The organism is Sphingomonas sp., assembly GCF_013816785.1.
Classification (GTDB): domain Bacteria; phylum Pseudomonadota; class Alphaproteobacteria; order Sphingomonadales; family Sphingomonadaceae; genus Sphingomicrobium.
Genome location: NZ_JACDDV010000050.1, coordinates 1 through 15,365, shown reverse-complemented (window position 1 = coordinate 15,365; position 15,365 = coordinate 1). Strand labels below are relative to the sequence as shown.

The 15,365-nt window shown below is 63.9% G+C and carries 19 protein-coding genes and 1 tRNA gene; 9 read left to right on the top strand and 11 right to left on the bottom strand.

Annotated features, from left to right (window positions below; all coding sequences use genetic code 11):
* Positions 1-72: 72 nt before the first annotated feature.
* Positions 73-972, bottom strand: coding sequence for a diacylglycerol kinase family protein (locus H0W65_RS10195; RefSeq protein ID WP_294007277.1), 900 nt, complete (start codon positions 970-972; stop codon positions 73-75).
* A gap of 61 nt (positions 973-1,033) precedes the next feature.
* On the opposite strand from H0W65_RS10195, the gene hemB reads away from it, so the two are divergent.
* The 3 genes from hemB to H0W65_RS10180 are packed head-to-tail and all read left to right on the top strand — an operon-like array spanning position 1,034 to position 4,057.
* Positions 1,034-2,044 carry a porphobilinogen synthase gene (hemB, locus tag H0W65_RS10190; RefSeq protein WP_294007275.1) on the top strand — a complete coding sequence of 337 codons (1,011 nt, stop codon included), beginning with the start codon at positions 1,034-1,036 and terminating at the stop codon, positions 2,042-2,044.
* Entirely contained in the window at positions 2,041-3,486 is a 1,446-nt protein-coding gene (locus H0W65_RS10185; RefSeq protein WP_294007273.1) for a pyridoxal-dependent decarboxylase, read from the top strand. Before hemB ends, H0W65_RS10185 begins: the two co-directional genes overlap by 4 nt.
* Positions 3,479-4,057 carry a GNAT family N-acetyltransferase gene (locus H0W65_RS10180; RefSeq protein WP_294007271.1) on the top strand — a complete coding sequence of 193 codons (579 nt, stop codon included), beginning with the start codon at positions 3,479-3,481 and terminating at the stop codon, positions 4,055-4,057. The genes H0W65_RS10185 and H0W65_RS10180 overlap by 8 nt, the downstream gene beginning before the upstream one ends.
* Here the strand turns inward: H0W65_RS10180 and H0W65_RS10175 are convergent.
* On the bottom strand, positions 4,054-4,557 hold the full coding sequence (locus tag H0W65_RS10175; RefSeq protein ID WP_294007269.1) for a hypothetical protein: 504 nt from the start codon (positions 4,555-4,557) through the stop codon (positions 4,054-4,056). The genes H0W65_RS10180 and H0W65_RS10175 overlap by 4 nt on opposite strands.
* Positions 4,558-4,673: 116 nt before the next feature.
* On the opposite strand from H0W65_RS10175, the gene H0W65_RS10170 reads away from it, so the two are divergent.
* The 4 genes from H0W65_RS10170 to H0W65_RS10155 all read left to right on the top strand — a co-directional run bounded on the left by H0W65_RS10170 (position 4,674) and on the right by H0W65_RS10155 (position 7,740).
* A tRNA-Arg gene (locus tag H0W65_RS10170) sits at positions 4,674-4,750 on the top strand.
* A gap of 142 nt (positions 4,751-4,892) precedes the next feature.
* On the top strand, positions 4,893-5,429 hold the full coding sequence (locus H0W65_RS10165) for a DUF4214 domain-containing protein (protein ID WP_294007267.1): 537 nt from the start codon (positions 4,893-4,895) through the stop codon (positions 5,427-5,429).
* Positions 5,426-6,577, top strand: coding sequence for a hypothetical protein (locus H0W65_RS10160; protein ID WP_294007266.1), 1,152 nt, complete (start codon positions 5,426-5,428; stop codon positions 6,575-6,577). The genes H0W65_RS10165 and H0W65_RS10160 overlap by 4 nt, the downstream gene beginning before the upstream one ends.
* The gene (locus H0W65_RS10155) at positions 6,574-7,740 is read left to right on the top strand and encodes a glycosyltransferase family 1 protein (RefSeq protein WP_294007264.1); all 1,167 of its coding nucleotides are present in this window, start codon (positions 6,574-6,576) and stop codon (positions 7,738-7,740) included. Before H0W65_RS10160 ends, H0W65_RS10155 begins: the two co-directional genes overlap by 4 nt.
* A gap of 212 nt (positions 7,741-7,952) precedes the next feature.
* On the opposite strand, the gene H0W65_RS10150 is transcribed toward H0W65_RS10155, so the two are convergent.
* The 4 genes from H0W65_RS10150 to H0W65_RS10135 all read right to left on the bottom strand — a co-directional run bounded on the left by H0W65_RS10150 (position 7,953) and on the right by H0W65_RS10135 (position 10,296).
* A complete protein-coding gene (locus tag H0W65_RS10150) occupies positions 7,953-8,510 on the bottom strand; it encodes an SRPBCC family protein (protein WP_294007263.1) in 558 nt (185 codons plus the stop codon).
* Complete coding sequence (locus H0W65_RS10145; RefSeq protein WP_294007261.1) at positions 8,507-8,824, bottom strand: helix-turn-helix transcriptional regulator; 318 nt, start codon at positions 8,822-8,824, stop codon at positions 8,507-8,509. Before H0W65_RS10145 ends, H0W65_RS10150 begins: the two co-directional genes overlap by 4 nt.
* A gap of 347 nt (positions 8,825-9,171) precedes the next feature.
* Positions 9,172-9,981: an outer membrane beta-barrel protein gene (locus H0W65_RS10140; protein WP_294007259.1), complete on the bottom strand. Its 810-nt coding sequence runs from the start codon at positions 9,979-9,981 to the stop codon at positions 9,172-9,174.
* A gap of 150 nt (positions 9,982-10,131) precedes the next feature.
* A complete protein-coding gene (locus H0W65_RS10135) occupies positions 10,132-10,296 on the bottom strand; it encodes a hypothetical protein (RefSeq protein ID WP_294007258.1) in 165 nt (54 codons plus the stop codon).
* 196 nt (positions 10,297-10,492) lie between these two features.
* Here H0W65_RS10135 and H0W65_RS10130 point away from each other — a divergent pair, with 196 nt between their 5' ends.
* Both H0W65_RS10130 and H0W65_RS10125 read left to right on the top strand, forming a co-directional pair.
* Entirely contained in the window at positions 10,493-10,732 is a 240-nt protein-coding gene (locus H0W65_RS10130; RefSeq protein ID WP_294007256.1) for a hypothetical protein, read from the top strand.
* A gap of 104 nt (positions 10,733-10,836) precedes the next feature.
* Positions 10,837-11,181, top strand: a complete 345-nt coding sequence (locus tag H0W65_RS10125; protein WP_294007254.1) for a hypothetical protein — start codon at positions 10,837-10,839, stop codon at positions 11,179-11,181.
* On the opposite strand, the gene H0W65_RS10120 is transcribed toward H0W65_RS10125, so the two are convergent.
* The 5 genes from H0W65_RS10120 to H0W65_RS10100 all read right to left on the bottom strand — a co-directional run.
* The gene (locus H0W65_RS10120; protein WP_367120140.1) at positions 11,108-11,437 is read right to left on the bottom strand and encodes a hypothetical protein; all 330 of its coding nucleotides are present in this window, start codon (positions 11,435-11,437) and stop codon (positions 11,108-11,110) included. The genes H0W65_RS10125 and H0W65_RS10120 overlap by 74 nt on opposite strands.
* A 77-nt stretch (positions 11,438-11,514) precedes the next feature.
* Positions 11,515-12,771 (bottom strand): N-succinylarginine dihydrolase, encoded by a 1,257-nt coding sequence (locus tag H0W65_RS10115; protein ID WP_294007251.1) that lies wholly within the window; start codon positions 12,769-12,771, stop codon positions 11,515-11,517.
* The gene (locus H0W65_RS10110; protein ID WP_294007249.1) at positions 12,768-13,784 is read right to left on the bottom strand and encodes an arginine N-succinyltransferase; all 1,017 of its coding nucleotides are present in this window, start codon (positions 13,782-13,784) and stop codon (positions 12,768-12,770) included. Before H0W65_RS10110 ends, H0W65_RS10115 begins: the two co-directional genes overlap by 4 nt.
* Complete coding sequence (locus tag H0W65_RS10105) at positions 13,781-14,986, bottom strand: hydrolase (RefSeq protein ID WP_294007247.1); 1,206 nt, start codon at positions 14,984-14,986, stop codon at positions 13,781-13,783. The genes H0W65_RS10110 and H0W65_RS10105 overlap by 4 nt, the downstream gene beginning before the upstream one ends.
* Positions 14,987-15,034: 48 nt before the next feature.
* Positions 15,035-15,365, bottom strand: a 331-nt coding sequence (locus H0W65_RS10100; RefSeq protein ID WP_294007246.1) for an NUDIX domain-containing protein, incomplete at its 5' end; no start/stop codon positions are given.

Here is a 15,365-nt window from a genome sequence, read left to right as displayed (position 1 = left end):
GGGGCCCAGGCGGCGAAGCCGCAGCAACGCTTGCGCGCCTGGACCCCGGCCTTCGCCGGGGAACGGATCTCGCTAAACCTCGAACTGGCCCTCCCTCGGCGCAGCCACCTCGATCGCGCCCTTGGCCACGCGGACCGTCACTGGTGTGCGCGCCGAAATTTCGCCGTCGACCGAAATGTCGAGCCGCGGCCGGGTCTCGATCCTGAGCGTGCGCCCGCGCCATTCGCACGTCGTGCCGTGCCGCGCGCGCAGCTTCAACAGCGTGGCGAACCAGCTCCAGGCGAGGCCCCAAACGCTCGTGCCGGTCACCGCCTGAACGACGATCTCGCCGCTTTCCAGATCCTGGCTTTCCACCAGTTCGACCCCGCCATGATGAGTGCCGTTGGCGATCCGCGCTTCGGTCGCCCACACGCTGTGACGGCCCTCGTCATCTTCTACCGTTAGACGAAACGGCTTGAATCGAAACGCGCAGCGCAGCGCCCACAGCAGGTAGCCAACCATGCCGAGATATTTCTTGAGCTTGTGCGGCACCGTATCGGCGATCAGCGGCGACAGGCCGAGCGCGGCGGCGTTGACGAAAAAATCGCCCTCGATGCAGCCAAGGTCGATCCGCTTGCGTGTCCCGTCGGCGATGACGGCGATCGCGCTGTCGAGATCCTTGGGAACGCCGAGCGTTCCGGCAAAGCTGTTGGCAGTGCCAAGCGGCAGGATCGCGAACACGGTCGACTTGCCCAGGAACAAGTCGACGCTCGACGACAGCGACCCGTCGCCGCCGCCAATAATCACCATCGGCGCCTTGGCGATTGCCGCCTTGATCGTCTCATCCATCCGTTCGGGATCGGTCACGGCGTGAGCCTCGACCAGGACGATCCCCGCCGCGATCAGCTTCTCGCGCGCCTCCGCGAATGCGGCTTCGCCCTTGCGGCTCATGGCGTTGACAATCAGGATGGCTTGTTTCGGCAGACGATTCATGACCCCTGAACCGTTCGTAGGCGCTTTCTTTCCATGCCCATCCCGCGCTAGGGGAAGCGCCATGTCCCAGCCCAGCTTCAGCTCTCCGGCTTTTCCGGCGATGCGCATGCGCCGCGGCCGGTCCGCGCCATGGATCCGCGCCATGCTCGCCGAGAACCGTCTGCATCCGTCGGATTTCATCTGGCCCCTGTTCATCTGCGAAGGGCAGGGCGGGGAAGAGCCGATCACCTCGCTGCCCGGGGTCAGCCGGTGGAGCGTCTACCGGCTCGCCGATCGCGCCCGAGAGGCCCAGGCGCTCGGGATCCCGTGCATCGCACTGTTCCCCAACACCCCGCCCTCACTGCGTACCGCCGACGCGCGCGAGGCATTAAACCCCGACAACCTCATCTGTCGCGCGATCAAGGCGATCAAGGATGCGGTGCCCGACATCGGCGTGCTGACCGATGTCGCGCTCGACCCCTACACCGCGCATGGCCACGACGGGTTGGTCAACAGGGCCGGCTATGTCCTCAACGACGAGACGTCGAAAGTGCTGGTCGAGCAAGCGCTGGTCCAGGCCGCCGCCGGGGCTGACATAGTCGCTCCGTCGGACATGATGGACGGCCGCGTCGGCGCGATCCGCGCGGGATTGGAACGCGAGGGCCATGTGAACGTCGCGATCATGGCATACGCCGCCAAATATGCCTCGGCCTTCTACGGCCCGTTCCGCGACGCGGTTGGTTCGCGCGGCCTGCTAAAAGGCGACAAGCGCGGCTATCAGATGGATCCCGCCAACGGTGCGGAGGCATTGCGCGAAGTCGCCTTGGACCTGGCCGAGGGCGCCGACATGGTCATGGTCAAGCCGGGCCTGCCCTACCTCGACGTGCTGGCGCGGGTGAGGGACCGCTTCGGCGTCCCGACCTTCGCCTACCAGGTGTCGGGCGAATATGCGATGATCGAGGCGGCGGCGGCGGCGGGGGCGGGCGACCGCGACGCGCTGATCCTCGAGACGCTCATGGCCTTCAAGCGCGCCGGCGCGGCGGGCGTCCTCACCTACCATGCGCTCGACGCCGCGCGGCTGATCGCCGGTTGACGATCGAACGGCTTCGCGGCGAGTTGCTCGCGCTGCAAGCGGCAATGAAGCCGCTCGAGCCCGACACTGCCGACCGCGCCGCGCTTGGGCAGCAGGCGCTCGATCATGCGCTGGCCTACCTCGATGCCATTCCGGGCGCGCCGGCCAACAATGATTGGTCGGATGTTTTTGCGCGCCGCCTCCTTCCGGAATTTACCGCCACAGGCCGCGATGCGTCCGACATTTTCGATTACATCGGCCGATGCGTCGAAAAGCCGGGCTTCGCCACCACCTCGCCGCGGTTCATGGCCTATATTCCAGGCGGCGGGCTGTTCCATTCGGCGATCGGGGATTTCCTCGCCGCGGTGTCGAACAAATATTCGGGCTTCGCCTCGGCCAGCCCTGGCGCGGTGCGCCTCGAAAACGCCTGCATTGCCTGGCTCGCCGAAGTCGTCGGCTATCCGGCGGATGCAGCCGGGACGCTGACGTCGGGCGGAAGCCTGGCCAACCTGACCGCGATCGTCGCCGCGCGCGATGCGCGCGATCCCGACGGCGGCGGAGCGATTTATCGAACGCGCTTCGCCCATTATTGCGTCGACAAGGCGCTGCACATCGCCGGCCGCGGATCGGCCCCGCGCCGCATCGTCGACACCGACGATCGCTACCGCATGTCCGCCAAAGCGCTGGACGTGTTGTTGGCGCGGGACCGGGCGGACGGGGTCAAGCCCTGGCTGGTGGTTGCATCAGCCGGGACCGTCGACACCGGCGCGATCGACCCGCTCGACGAGATCGCCGACGTGTGCGCTCGGCACGGCGCCTGGCTTCATGTCGATGGCGCCTACGGCGGGCTCTTCTCGCTCTGCGCAGAGGGCAAGGCGCTGCTTGGCGGCATCGAGCGCGCCGACAGCGTCGCGCTCGACCCGCACAAGACTTTGTTCCTGCCCTACGGCACCGGAGCGGTGCTGATTCGCGATCGGCGTCATTTGATCGATTCGTTCAGCGCTAGCGCCGACTATATCCGGCCGCTCGGCGAGTCCGACGTCGGGCCTTCGCCGTCGGACCTGTCGCCCGAATTGACGCGCCACTTCCGCGCGCTCCGCCTGTGGTTGCCGCTTCAGCTTGCCGGCATCGACGCTTTTCGCGCCGCGCAGACCGAAAAGCTCAAGCTGGCGCGCTATTTCCACGCCCGGCTGTCGGCCATCGATGGGTTCGAAGCCCTCCTTCCGCAGCTGTCGGTCGTCGCCTTCCGCTACGTGCCGCCGGGTGGCGAGGACAGCGACGCGTTCAACGAGCGGTTGCAGGGCGAGCTGCTGCGCGAGGGGCGGGTGATGTTCAGCGGCACGCGTATAGACGGCCGCTACTATCTGCGCTGCGCGATCCTGTCGTTCCGCACCCATGTCGAACATGTCGATGAAGCGGTCGATGCGTTGGTTCGGGCGGTCACCGCACGGCCCGATGACTGAGGTTCTCGCCACGACCGCCCGTCTCCGCCTGCGTACCTGGGGACAAGGCGACAGCGACCACTTCTACGCCGTCATGAACACGCCCGCGGTGATGCGCTGGCTCGGCGGCGTGCAGGACCGCGCGACGTGGGACGCTGCGGCCGGTCGGATAGATCGCTATCAGCGCAATTATGGCCACACCTTCTGGCTGGTCGAGCGCAAGGAGGATGGCGGACTGCTCGGCTTCTGCGGCCTGAAGCGGGCTAATGCTCCCGGCGCATCCTTTCTGGGGGAGTTTGAAATCGGCTGGCGGCTGCGCGAACTCGCCTGGGGGCAGGGGATCGCTAAGGAAGCCGCCGTCGCCAGTCTCGACCTCGCGTTCACTCGTTTCGGCGCGCCGAGAGTCTTGGCGCCCACCGCGGCTGGTAACCTGGCAAGCCAAGGTCTGATGAAACGGTTGGGCATGAACCGGCGCGTGAATTTGGACTTCTTGGACACCCGCTTTCCCCCTCTGAGCGAGGTGAACCCGCAGGTTGTTTATGGCATTGACGCCGCCGACTGGCCGGCGGCGCGCACTGCAGCGCTGGGCTAGCGCGCCAGCTGCTCGCTCATTCGGGCGATGGCGGCGCTTTGGGCATCGCTGATCGCGGCCACGGTCGCCGCCGCCGCCGCAATCGCCGCGCGGTCGGCGGGAGCGATAAACTTCTGCTGCTGGAGCCGTGCCGAGACGAGTCCGTCGATGTCCGCCGCGGCACGCGTCGTTACGCCATATTGTGCGACCAGCCGCCCGACCGCCTGTTGCGCCACGATCCAGCTTTCGCTCGACGCCGGCCCAGCCGCCGAGGTCAATCGTACGGCCTCGGCCTGCCTTGCGCCGAACGCCGCCTGCCCGGCGCGCGCATCGCCGATCAACCCGGCAAGCCTCGCTGCCAGCGCCGGATCGACCGTTCCCGTCGGGACGGTGTCGGGCACGGGCACGCGCGGGTCGATCGCCTCCGCCGCGCGCGGCGCCAGGCTGGGTTCGGGACCGATGCGGGGGGCCGAGCAGGCACATAGCGTACAGAGGGGTAATAGGATTGAAAATCGGCGCATCTTGGGTTCGATCTAGGGCCTGGCCGCAAGCCGCGCAATGCACTCGCCCTGCAGCGAACGCGCGGCGAAAGTGGGTTGCGGTCTCATGCTGCCCGCCCTAATGGACCCCCCGGCACGCGCCCGTAGCTCAGCTGGATAGAGCATCAGACTACGAATCTGAGGGTCGGACGTTCGAATCGTTCCGGGCGCGCCATTGTTTTAAACGATCAATCCGTTCCAGCCGAGCAAGCGCTGCTTTGCCGCTCTTGGCGCTTCGCGACAGCGGCGTCATCGCTTGACAGCGAGCCCTCGACTGCGCTCGAGCTTCAATATCGACGGTGCAGGACATTGAGGTCATGAACGGAAATAATCGGTCGCAAGCCCAGCTGGCCCGTTCAGCGCACCAACTATGCAGTTTTTGGGACAGTGATTTCGTGCGGTCCGCCTACCTGACCCTGTTAGGTAGAGAGGCCGACCTCGAAGGTGAACGGCAATTCACGGTGCAATTGCGATCGGGCGACGCGAAAACTCGTATTCTCCTGGCATTGCATTCGTCGGAAGAAGCACGCGGCAATCCGATTAAATTGCCGGGCCTGCAACGAAGACTAGTGATCGCCCGTTTATTAAGCCTGCCGTTCGTTGCGCGGCTGGCAAATCTATGGACGGGCGAATATTCGAATTCGGGTCGCGCCCGAGCCAGACGGCGCTTAGAAAATGACGTTGCCAGGCTCCGCCGGGACGGCGAAGTCACTGCGACATCCGTTGCTAGATTAACGGAAAGGGTTGACCGGTTGATTGCGCGTACGAACGCGTTCGAGTTGGCGAGGAAAGTAAACAGCGTGAAAAGTGAATCTGTCCTCACCGTTGAACAGATTCTCGATCTTGCCGAATGACGATATCCACACAATTTGTCTTAAGCCGGATCCCGAGCAAGGCTTCGCCATTTGGCCGAGCCGCCGACAGCCATGATGCCGAACAGCAGAGGAAGTACGATCGGCTTGCCACTCTTTATGAAAGTGGACTTCGCGAGTTAGGCGCCCCGATCACTTGCCTGGATGCGCCGAGCATCTATCAGACGACTGAGGCCCTCGCGGCCATAGGCGTAGAAGCAGCAAGCGTCCATCTCGCGGTGCGACCAATTGCAGCCGTTCGCCCTTTCCACGGCCTGCCCGACTATGTCGTGTTCGATGGTCCCATGGGCGATCTCGATCGCGCCGTGCCCGATTCCTTGCGCTCCGCCGATGACATTCTCATGGCCGCGAAGCGCGTTTTCTGCACCACTGCCATCCTTACCGACGCTTTGATCGCGCGGGGAATTGTCACCGCGACGACTCTGCCCCCGCCAACGACAATTGAAGCGAAAGACAGTCACAGCGACCTCTTGCAACAGTTGGATGCAACCACGCTGGCCAGTTCGGAGCCTATAACGATTGCTTCGGTCCTCGACACAACGCGGGCCGTTGGTGGGCAAGTCGTTTATTGGGATTCGGACGAAGCTGCAGATGTCGATGCGGCGCTTGGAATTTTAATTGATGCGGCCAAAAAAAGTGGGATGAGGTCCGCCACTTGCAGTCTTATTATTGCGGGCTCTAACCCGTTTATTGGTCCGCGAGCGCGTTTCAGCCGTCAAAATTTTGATGGAATTTACCGAATTGAGCGGACGCTCGACTATGATGAAAAACGGTCGCTCGCGCGAGCAAGCGATATATTCATTCGTGTATCAGTCTCGACCGGTCTCGACTTGGATGCTCTTGCAGCCGTTGAAAATGGCGTCCTAACCATTGTTCCGCAGGGCCATTCAGCGATCGAATTGATCGGCTCGCAATCGCTCTCGACCTACCGCCCCACGCCTGCAATGTCCCGATGGGGAAGTCGATCCCGACAGGAGTGCCCGGATCTCATTCGGTCGTTGAAGGAAGCGATTGAGGCTCCATTTGCCGAGCGCGCGACACGTCGCTGCCATGCGAAAGACTGGGTTCGATCCACATACGGGCTCAACGCCTTCGCCAAACGACTTCGGTCGCAAGTTGATGTGTTGTGAAGCCCTCCAAGCATGACCTGGCCCGCCTTGTAATCGACATCGCACCCATGCGGGAGGAGCAATTCACAGGTATTCCGAATGTGGTCAAAGAGGTTGCCCTTCGCGCATTGGCGGTTCCTGCGCTCGATCTCGCGATTGAGTTTGCCGTGGGCGATAACCTCATTGACCGGGAAATAGTGGCGGCGACTGTCGCGGCGTCGAGCGGTCGGCCCCTCAACCAAGCGCTCCGCACTTCCGCGGGCGTCCGTCCCCTATCGATGTCTGATCTGGGTCCAACGGCGGGTCTCAATCTTCACATAAAACCCCCTTTCAGGCGGTTTGCGATCGAAGCGCTGTTTTTCCACGATCTGTCTTTCCTGAGCATTCCAAAAGTGCATCAAGCGGGAACCCTCCGCGCCCACCTCAACGGTTTTCGTGCGCAGGTCGATTCCACGGACATTTTTTTTACAAATTCGAATGCCACCAAACTCGACCTTGAATGGTATTGCGGCGTTCCTGATGCAAAAATCCACGTGACGCATTTGGGTCACGATATCGAAACGTCGTCAGTCGCTGCGATGCGATGCCGGATCGGCAGCGGCGCCGAGCCCTTTCTATTGGTCCTGGGGACAATCGAACCGCGCAAGAATATCGCATTCGTTCTCGAATGGCTTGTGGCAAATCGCGCAGTTCTCGACGAATACCGCGTTGTTTTCTGTGGGCGGGAAGGCTGGGGTGACAGCTTCGACGAGCTCGTCGGATCGGCTGGTTTGGTGGACGCACTGGAGCGGGGGCGTCTGAAACACGTGGGTTTCGTCAACGCGGATCAAAGGCTTGCACTGCTGGTCTCGGCGCAGGCGCTTATATTTCCGTCGCTATACGAAGGATTCGGCCTGCCGGGTCTTGAGGCAATGGCCTGCGGAACCCCAGTCTTGGCGAGCTGCAGCACCTCGATTCCCGAGGTAGTCGGTCCCGACGGACTTTACTTCGATCCCCTGAATCCCTTTTCCTTGACGAAGGTCTTCGAACGTTTCTGCAAGGAAAAGAAAGACGGCCGCCTCGAAAAACGACTGGCGCGGCTTTCGCATCGATCAACGGAATTCAGCTACGACACCATGTTCCGAAGCATGGTCGCTACAATTAAGTCTCATTGCATTCTTCGGGGAAAACCGCCCCCTCAATAAAAGCGACCACCCAGGGGACGAGCACTGTAATTTCATAATGGGGAAACCAACGGTGCCTCAGGCGGAACCCTTTTCAACGACCGGCGGACGCAGCAGCCACCGCATCCACGGCAGTGTTGGTTATTCGACCCGTCGCCGGCCGGCCGGTCTCCGCGCATAGTGAGACGGCCCGGGAATTTCTTCCCGGGCCGTCTCTGCCCCCGAAAGGCTGGTCAAGCGTGGCTGTCGCAGCCTCTCTCTTGAAGGGTTACCCGCGCTCCGGTTCCGGCGCCGGCGGTGACGGCGGTCAGGCCTTGCGCCAACAGGTCGGCGTACCGCTTGAGGTACAGCGGCCAACCCTGATCGCCAGCTACTCCGTCGCGCTCGCTTTCCCAGCCTTCGCCGTGGCGCTCCAGATTCCGGTGCTCGATCTCGACGCGGGTGCGGTCAGCCGTCTCAGCGGTGAAGCGCACTTCCCACTCGCTGGTCCTGTCCGGATCGGTCTCGATCTGCCATTGCGGGCTGATGTCCCAGCTCAGGAGCACCCGGTCGGGCGGCTCGTAGGCCAGCACCCGAGACCAGCGGCATTCGCTGCCATCGACGCCACGATCATAGAGGTTGCCGCCTACCCGAGGCTCGAACACCGTCTCGGCAGTCGGGACAGCGAGCATGTTGTGCTCGGGCGGTTTGAAACTGCCGAAGTCTTCGGTGAAGACCTTGAATGCGCGCTCGATCGGCGCCTCGACCACGACGGACTGCTTCACGGACGCAACTGGTGTATGAGTGTTCATTGTGACTCCTTTGGCGGTTGTTCGACGGCGTCCTTGTAGGCGGCCAGCGTTTTGCTCCAGAACCGGTCTAGCCAAGCCCGCATCTGGCCAAGCCCGTGTGGATCGATGTGGTAGACGTTGCTCGCGCCCTTCGGCTCGGAACGAACCAGGCGCGATTCGCGCAGCACCTTGAGGTGCTGGGAAACAGCCGATTGCGAGACCGAAACCTGCCGGGTGATCTGGGCCACGGAGCGTGGGTGCTCTGCGATCAGCTCGAATATCGCGCGGCGGGTAGGGTCGCCAAGGGAGGCCAACTGGGCACTATCAACAGTCATAACTTATAATTAGTACAAACTAATGATATTGTCAAATCCGAGCACACTCGCAGTCGGCGCGCGACGCGGCGGCGTTAGGCGGGTTCGAATTGAGGGTTGGTGGAATTCGACCGGCACCCACGATGTTTCCTTGCGGGGTCCGGCGTACGCCCACGCGCAATTTCACAGTTCTCCAGCGGAAACATAATTATCAGTCATCAACGCTAGCGCGCCATTTTTCTGGCATCGACTGGGTCGATTTGGCTGCTCACCGCGCATAGTGAAACGGCCCGGGAATTTCTTCCCGGACCGTCTCTGCCCCCGAAAGGCTGGTCAAGCGTGGCTGTCGCAGCCTCTCTCTTGAAGGGTTACCCGCGCTCCGGTTCCGGCGCCGGCGGTGGCGGCGGCGGCGGCGGCGGCGGCGGTGGACATACATCCGTCGCCAGGATCACCGATCCGTCCAGGCACGTCTGCGTCGCCGGTGGCGCCATCGGCGGCAAAGGCGGCGGAGGTGGGGGCGGCGGCGCTGGCGGCGTGTAGAAATTATAGATCAGGCTGGCCAGCAGCGAGTGCGATGTGAAGCGGCCGCGATAAAAAGTGCCGGCCGCGACGTCTTCCTTGAACCGGCTGGGATGGAAATAACGGTATTTCGCCCCGACATCGATGTTCGGCGAGACCGCATAACGAACCCCGGCAATCAGCTGCCAGGCGACGCCGCCGTCGCGGAAGCTGTCCGACCCGGTGGCATCGTCAATGCGGAACTTGCCCCAGGCGAAACCGGCGCCCGGACCGGCATAAAAGCTCAGCCCGTCCTCATTGCCGACATCGAGCAACAAGTTGGTCATGACCGAGAGATATCGGGTGCGGCCGTCAGCATCGAATGTGTTGCTGGTCCTGCCGCGAGAGGTATAGTCATTGTGCGACGCGCGCTTGTAGCCGAGCTCAAGCTCGGCGCGGATCATGCCCGCATCATAGCCGTAGAGCAGGTCGAGATCATACCCCAAATTATGGTCGATCGTGAAATCATCACGGACCAACGGGGCGGACGAGTCGAAGTTGATGTCCTTGGCCCACATCGCGCCACCCTCGATGCCGATGTAAAGACTCTTGTCGCGAGCCATGGCCGGCGACGCCAGCAGGCTCGATGCCAGCAACAGCAGGCATGTGCGTTTAATCATTGGAAACCCCCGTTTTGTCCGTCACGAACTCCGTATAGTTAACAGGATTAACGATACAGCGCTAGGGGTTATGGGTTTGGGTCGATCGGAAAAGGCCAAGCCGTCGGAATCGGCCTAATCGTGCGGTGGAGCCCGGTCGACCGGGCCAGATCAGGCGGTGGCGGCGAGGGGGATGCCGTGGCTCTCCTGCGCGCGCAGGGCGAAATCCTGAGCCAGCTTGCGGTGCCACTCGCGGGCTTGCTCGGTTACCGCGCGGTGCGTCGCGGTCCGCTCTTCGGCCGCGCGGCGCATATAATAACGTTGGTTCGATTCCATCCTGCTGCGCTCCCCCGTCCCACCTTCGGTGCAGCAAATCTGCGCCCAAAAGGTGAAGCGATGGTTAATATCCACAAGCCGAAATCGTCCCCGTCCGGGACGGGACCGTGGCGCATGGGTGACAGAGGGGGCGAATCGACTTACCGTTGAAACCTAACGACTCGTCGCTCGTTCGCGCTGTATTGGAGGAACGACCATGTTGAGTTCGAATATCAGGGACTTTGATCCCGCGCGCCGCGGATATCACGCGGTCTACCGCGAGAATCAGGTCAATCATTGCCCCGGCTGCGGCCGGACCCACTGGTATGTTGGTCGGACGCTGGCCGAATGCGGCTTCTGCGCGACCGCGCTGCCGCTTTCGGAAGGTTATCGCCAGGCGTCTAGCACGATCATTCACCGCTCTCGCCCATCGGGACCTTCGGCCTTCGCGGCCTAGGCTTCTCCGGCAGGGACGGCGCGCGTTCGACGAGCGGGGCGGACGCGCGCCACCCCATCACGGTCCGATTTGAAGCCGGGCCGATAATCCTTTATATCGATGGCATGAAACGCTTCGTCGTAACGGGGTTGGCCATGTTGATGGCCTTGCCGCCAGCGCCCGCCGTAGCCGGCGCAGGCAATTTCACGCTGGTCAACAAGACCGGAACCAACATCGCGTCCATGGCGATCCGCCGCGCCGGGACCAGCGCCTGGGCTCCGCTTGGCGGCAATCCAGCCAGCGGTTCGCGCACCGCGGTCGCCTTCGCCAACCCTGATTGCGCGTTCGACATCAAGGCCGATCTTGTCGGTGGCGGCAGCGCGACCTTCACCGGCGTCAATCTTTGTGACGCGACGACGGTAACGCTGAACCGGGGACCGAGCGGCGATCTGTGGGTCGACTACGACTGAGCCGACGCGGCGGCGCCCTGCGCGCCGTCCCCGCGGCCACCGTCGCCATCGCCGGGCGCACGCTGTCGAGCAGCTTGGCGCCGGCAATGAACGGTACGCCGAGGCAGGCGATGGCTAATATGATTCCGCCGTTGCCCGGATATTGCTGGGTATAGTGGAGCCCCCGCTCCACCGCCCCGACCGCGATCGCATAGGTGACCAGAAACGCCTCCAGCCGAGTCTTGATCGTGAACAGGCGGGCCAATTTGCTACGCATCGTCATGGGTTAAGCAAACGCCATGCCAACCCCGGCGTTCCGCCATTTTCCGATTAATGATTGTGGCTAACTGTTAATTAACCCGACGCTAATTTGGTGAGGTCGAGCGCTTCGAGCAGCGCGGCCCTCGCGCGCTCGACGTTGGCGATAACCGCGTCGGCTTGCAGATCGGCGACAGCAATCTCGTCCGGCCACGCGCGCGAGATGACCGCCGTCAGCCGATCCAGCTTTGCCTCGTCGACCAGGAATCGTGGGTCGACATCCGCCGGATCGCAGGCGACGCGAAGGCGCTGGCAGGCCGGCCCGCCGCCATTGGCCATCGACTGGCGGACATCGACATAGTCGACCCGCCGGATCGCTCCGTTCGAGGCCAAGTGCCGCTCGATCCAGGCGGCGACGGAGGGCGTGTCGCGGCACTCGGTCGGCGCGACCAAGGTCATGACCCCGTCCGGCGCGGTTACCAGCTGGGCGTTGAACAAATAGCTTTTGATCGCATCGGCCAGCGGCACATCGGCATCGGCGACCTCGACCAGCTCGAAGCCGTCGACCTTGGCCGCCAGCTCCGCCAGCAGCACATCGCGCTCCGCGAATGCCTTTTCATGCGCGAACAGCACCGGCCCGTTGGCGACCGCGACCACGTCGTTGTGGAAGGCGCCGGCGGCGATCGCCTCCTCGCTTTGGGCTATGAATATGGCCCGCGCGGGATCGAGGCGATGGAGCCGCGAAAGCGCCTTCGACGCCTCGAAATGTTGGCGCGCCGGAAACGGTCCGGCCGATACTCCATAAACGAACACTTCGACCCCAGCCTCGCCGTGAGATGGAGCGAGGCGCATGTGGTTGGCCGCGCCCTCGTCTCCGAACGCCGGGGGCACCGGCCCATGCACGGCGAACGCCTCGCTGCCGAATGCCACGCGCAGCTGGGCCAGCGTCGCCGGCCACTCATGGCTGCGGTGCGGCATGGTCTTCAGGTTGGCGACGGTCAGATGGCACTTGCCGTCCGCCGTGTCGGGCGCGGGTGACACGGTCGCGGCATTGGCCGCCCACATTGCCGATGCGCTCATCGCATTGGCGGCCAGCGTCGCGTCCGCCCCGTCGACCGTGGTGCCAAGCCCGGCCAGCCAGCCTCGCGCCGGGCGCGGCTGAGGCACGAACAGACCTTGCACCAGGCCGAGGGCGAGGATCGACCTCATCTTGTCGAGACCCTGCAGTGCCGCCGCGCGCGGGTGCGACACCTGCCCGGCGTTGCGCGCCGAGGCGAGGTTGCCCAGGCTAAGTCCCGCATAATTGTGGCTCGGTCCGACGATCCCGTCGAAGTTGATCTCGCGGATGCTCACCGCGGCACGGCCAATACGCGGTCGCCTGGCTCGACATCGAGTTTGGCCATCGCCTGCGCGTCGATCAACAGCTCGCCGTTGTCGGTCTTTTCGACCTGGCCGTAGCAGGCGACGAAGTCTCGCATGCAGCCGCTCGCGAGCAGCATCGTCGCGCCGCCGCCATCCTTGCCGCCCGCGACGCGCAGCCACTCGGCCTCGATTACCGTCTTGATCCGGTCGGTCCTAGCGGTGACCGTCGGGCCGCCATCGAAAATATCGACATAGCTGTCCCAAACGAAGCCCTCATTCTCCAGCATCTTCAGGGCCGCGCGCCCGGTCGGGTGCGGCTGGCCGATCACCGCCCGCGCGCTGTCGGGCAGCATCGCGATATAGATTGGCGTCTTGGGGAACAGGTCGGCGATGAACTGCGTGCCGTGCACCGCGTTGAACTCGTCGGCCTCGGGAAAGGTCATGCCGAAAAAGCGCCCGCCCAATGCGTCCCAGAACGGCGAGTGCCCGCCCTGGTCCATCACGCCGCGCAGCTCGGCCAGCACCGTCTCGCCGAACCGCGGCCGGTGCTGCTTGATGAAAAGGTAACGCGAACGGGCGAGCAACATGCCCAGCCCGCCGGCGCGCTCCTGCGGATGGAGGAACAGCCCGCCGACCTCGGATGAGCCTTCGAGATCGGTGGTCAGCGTCAGCGCCTGGTTGCGGAAGATCCGCCCCAATTCCTCGCTCTTCTGGGTGAGGGTTGAAATGAGATAGCTGTAGAACGGACGGTCGTCGCCCACCGCGCCGAAAATCTGGCAGGTTCCGCGGATCGCCTTGGTCTCGACATTCTCCAGCATGAACAGATAGATATCGTCGGCCGGGCTCTCGCCTTTGCGCGAAAAGCCCGCTTCCGCCCGCGCCAGCTTGGCCTCGAGCGTCGCCTTGTCGGCCGGCAAGTTGGTGAACCCTCCGCCGGTGAGCTTGGACAAGTTATAGAAGGCTTTGAAGTCGGACGCCCGGGCGGCGCGGATGCGGAAGCTCATGCGACCTCTCCCGCCAGCCGCAGGATGGTCAGGGCCGACAGCGCGGCGCGCTCGGCCAGGCTGTCGACGATCAGATATTCCTCGTTCGAGTGGATGCTCCCGCCGCGCACGCCCATCGTGTCGATCACCGGCACTCCGCAGGCGGCGATGTTGTTGCCGTCGCACACCCCGCCCGTGGATTTCCAGCCGATCGATTGGCCAAGGTCGGCGCCGGCGCGTTGGACGACGCCAAACAATGCTTCGAGCTCCGGCGTCATCGGCTTGGGCGGCCGGGCGAAATGGCCGTGGGTGTCGATCACAACCTCATGCCCGGCGGCGACCATGGCCACCGACGCCTCGATCAGGCTCTGCGCCCGCGTCTGATCCTCCAACGTCGCCGGGCGCAGATTGACCCGCAGCACCGCGAGATCGGGGACGACATTGTTCGGCCCGCCGCCGTCGATCCGCGCCGGATTGACCGACAGCCGCGGCCCCACGCCTTTCTGAAGTCTCAAGGCAAGGTCCGCCGCCGCGATGAGCGCATTGCGGCCGTCCTCCGGATTGCGCCCGGCGTGGGCGGACTTGCCCCGCACCGTGAAGCTGAAATTGCCGCTCCCCGGCCGCTCCCCGGCCAGCGTCCCGTCAGGCAGCGCCGACGGTTCATAGGTCAGCGCCGCGCGCTTGCCCTTCGCCGACGCCGCGATCAACGCCGCCGATCCCAACGAGCCGACTTCCTCGTCCGAATTGATGATCACCTCATAGCCCACGCGAGTTTCGCCCGCGTCCTCGACCGCTTGAAGCGCCGCCAGCATCACCGCGATGCCGCCCTTCATGTCGGCGACGCCGGGGCCGTTCAACACCCCCGGCTCGAGCCAGCGCATCGCCTGAAACGGATGATCGGCGCCGAACACCGTGTCCATATGGCCGGTAAACAGCAGCTGGATCGGCGCATCGGGACGGACGGTGAGATGCAAGTTGCGCCCATGCGGTACCTCATAGCGCTGGCCGGAGGCATCGACCGCGTCGACCGGAACCGCGTCGGCCAACCGAATTTCCCCCGGTAGGTCGGCGAACGCGCCGGCCAACCGGCTGGCGAGGATTGCCAGACCGTCGAGGTTACCGGACCCACTGTTGACCTCGGCCCAATTTTCGACCTGGCGCAACATGTCCGCCGCCGCCGCCCGCTCGACGCAATCGCGCTCAAATGATGTCAGCCCCTCCATGGAGCGCGTCTAGCGCGTGAGCCCGCCCAAAACCACCCCGCCGGGGAACTAGAGATAAGCGCTAAACCCCGCCAATATCGCCCGGTACATGTCCCGCTTGAACGGCACGATCAGCTCGGGCAGCAACCGCGGCTCGGCCCATTGCCAGTGTGAAAATTCGGGATGCTTGGTGGCGATGTCGATGTCGCTGTCGTCGCCCAGGAACCGCGTCAGATACCAGTCCTGAATCTGCCCCTTCCATTTGCCCTTCCACAGCTTGGCGGCGATCGCTTCGGGAATGTCGTAACGAAGCTGCTGCGGATGGTCGGCGATCTTTTCGACCAGGCGCGGCGCGATTCCGGTCTCTTCCTCCAGCTCGCGCAGCGCCCCGGTCCACGGC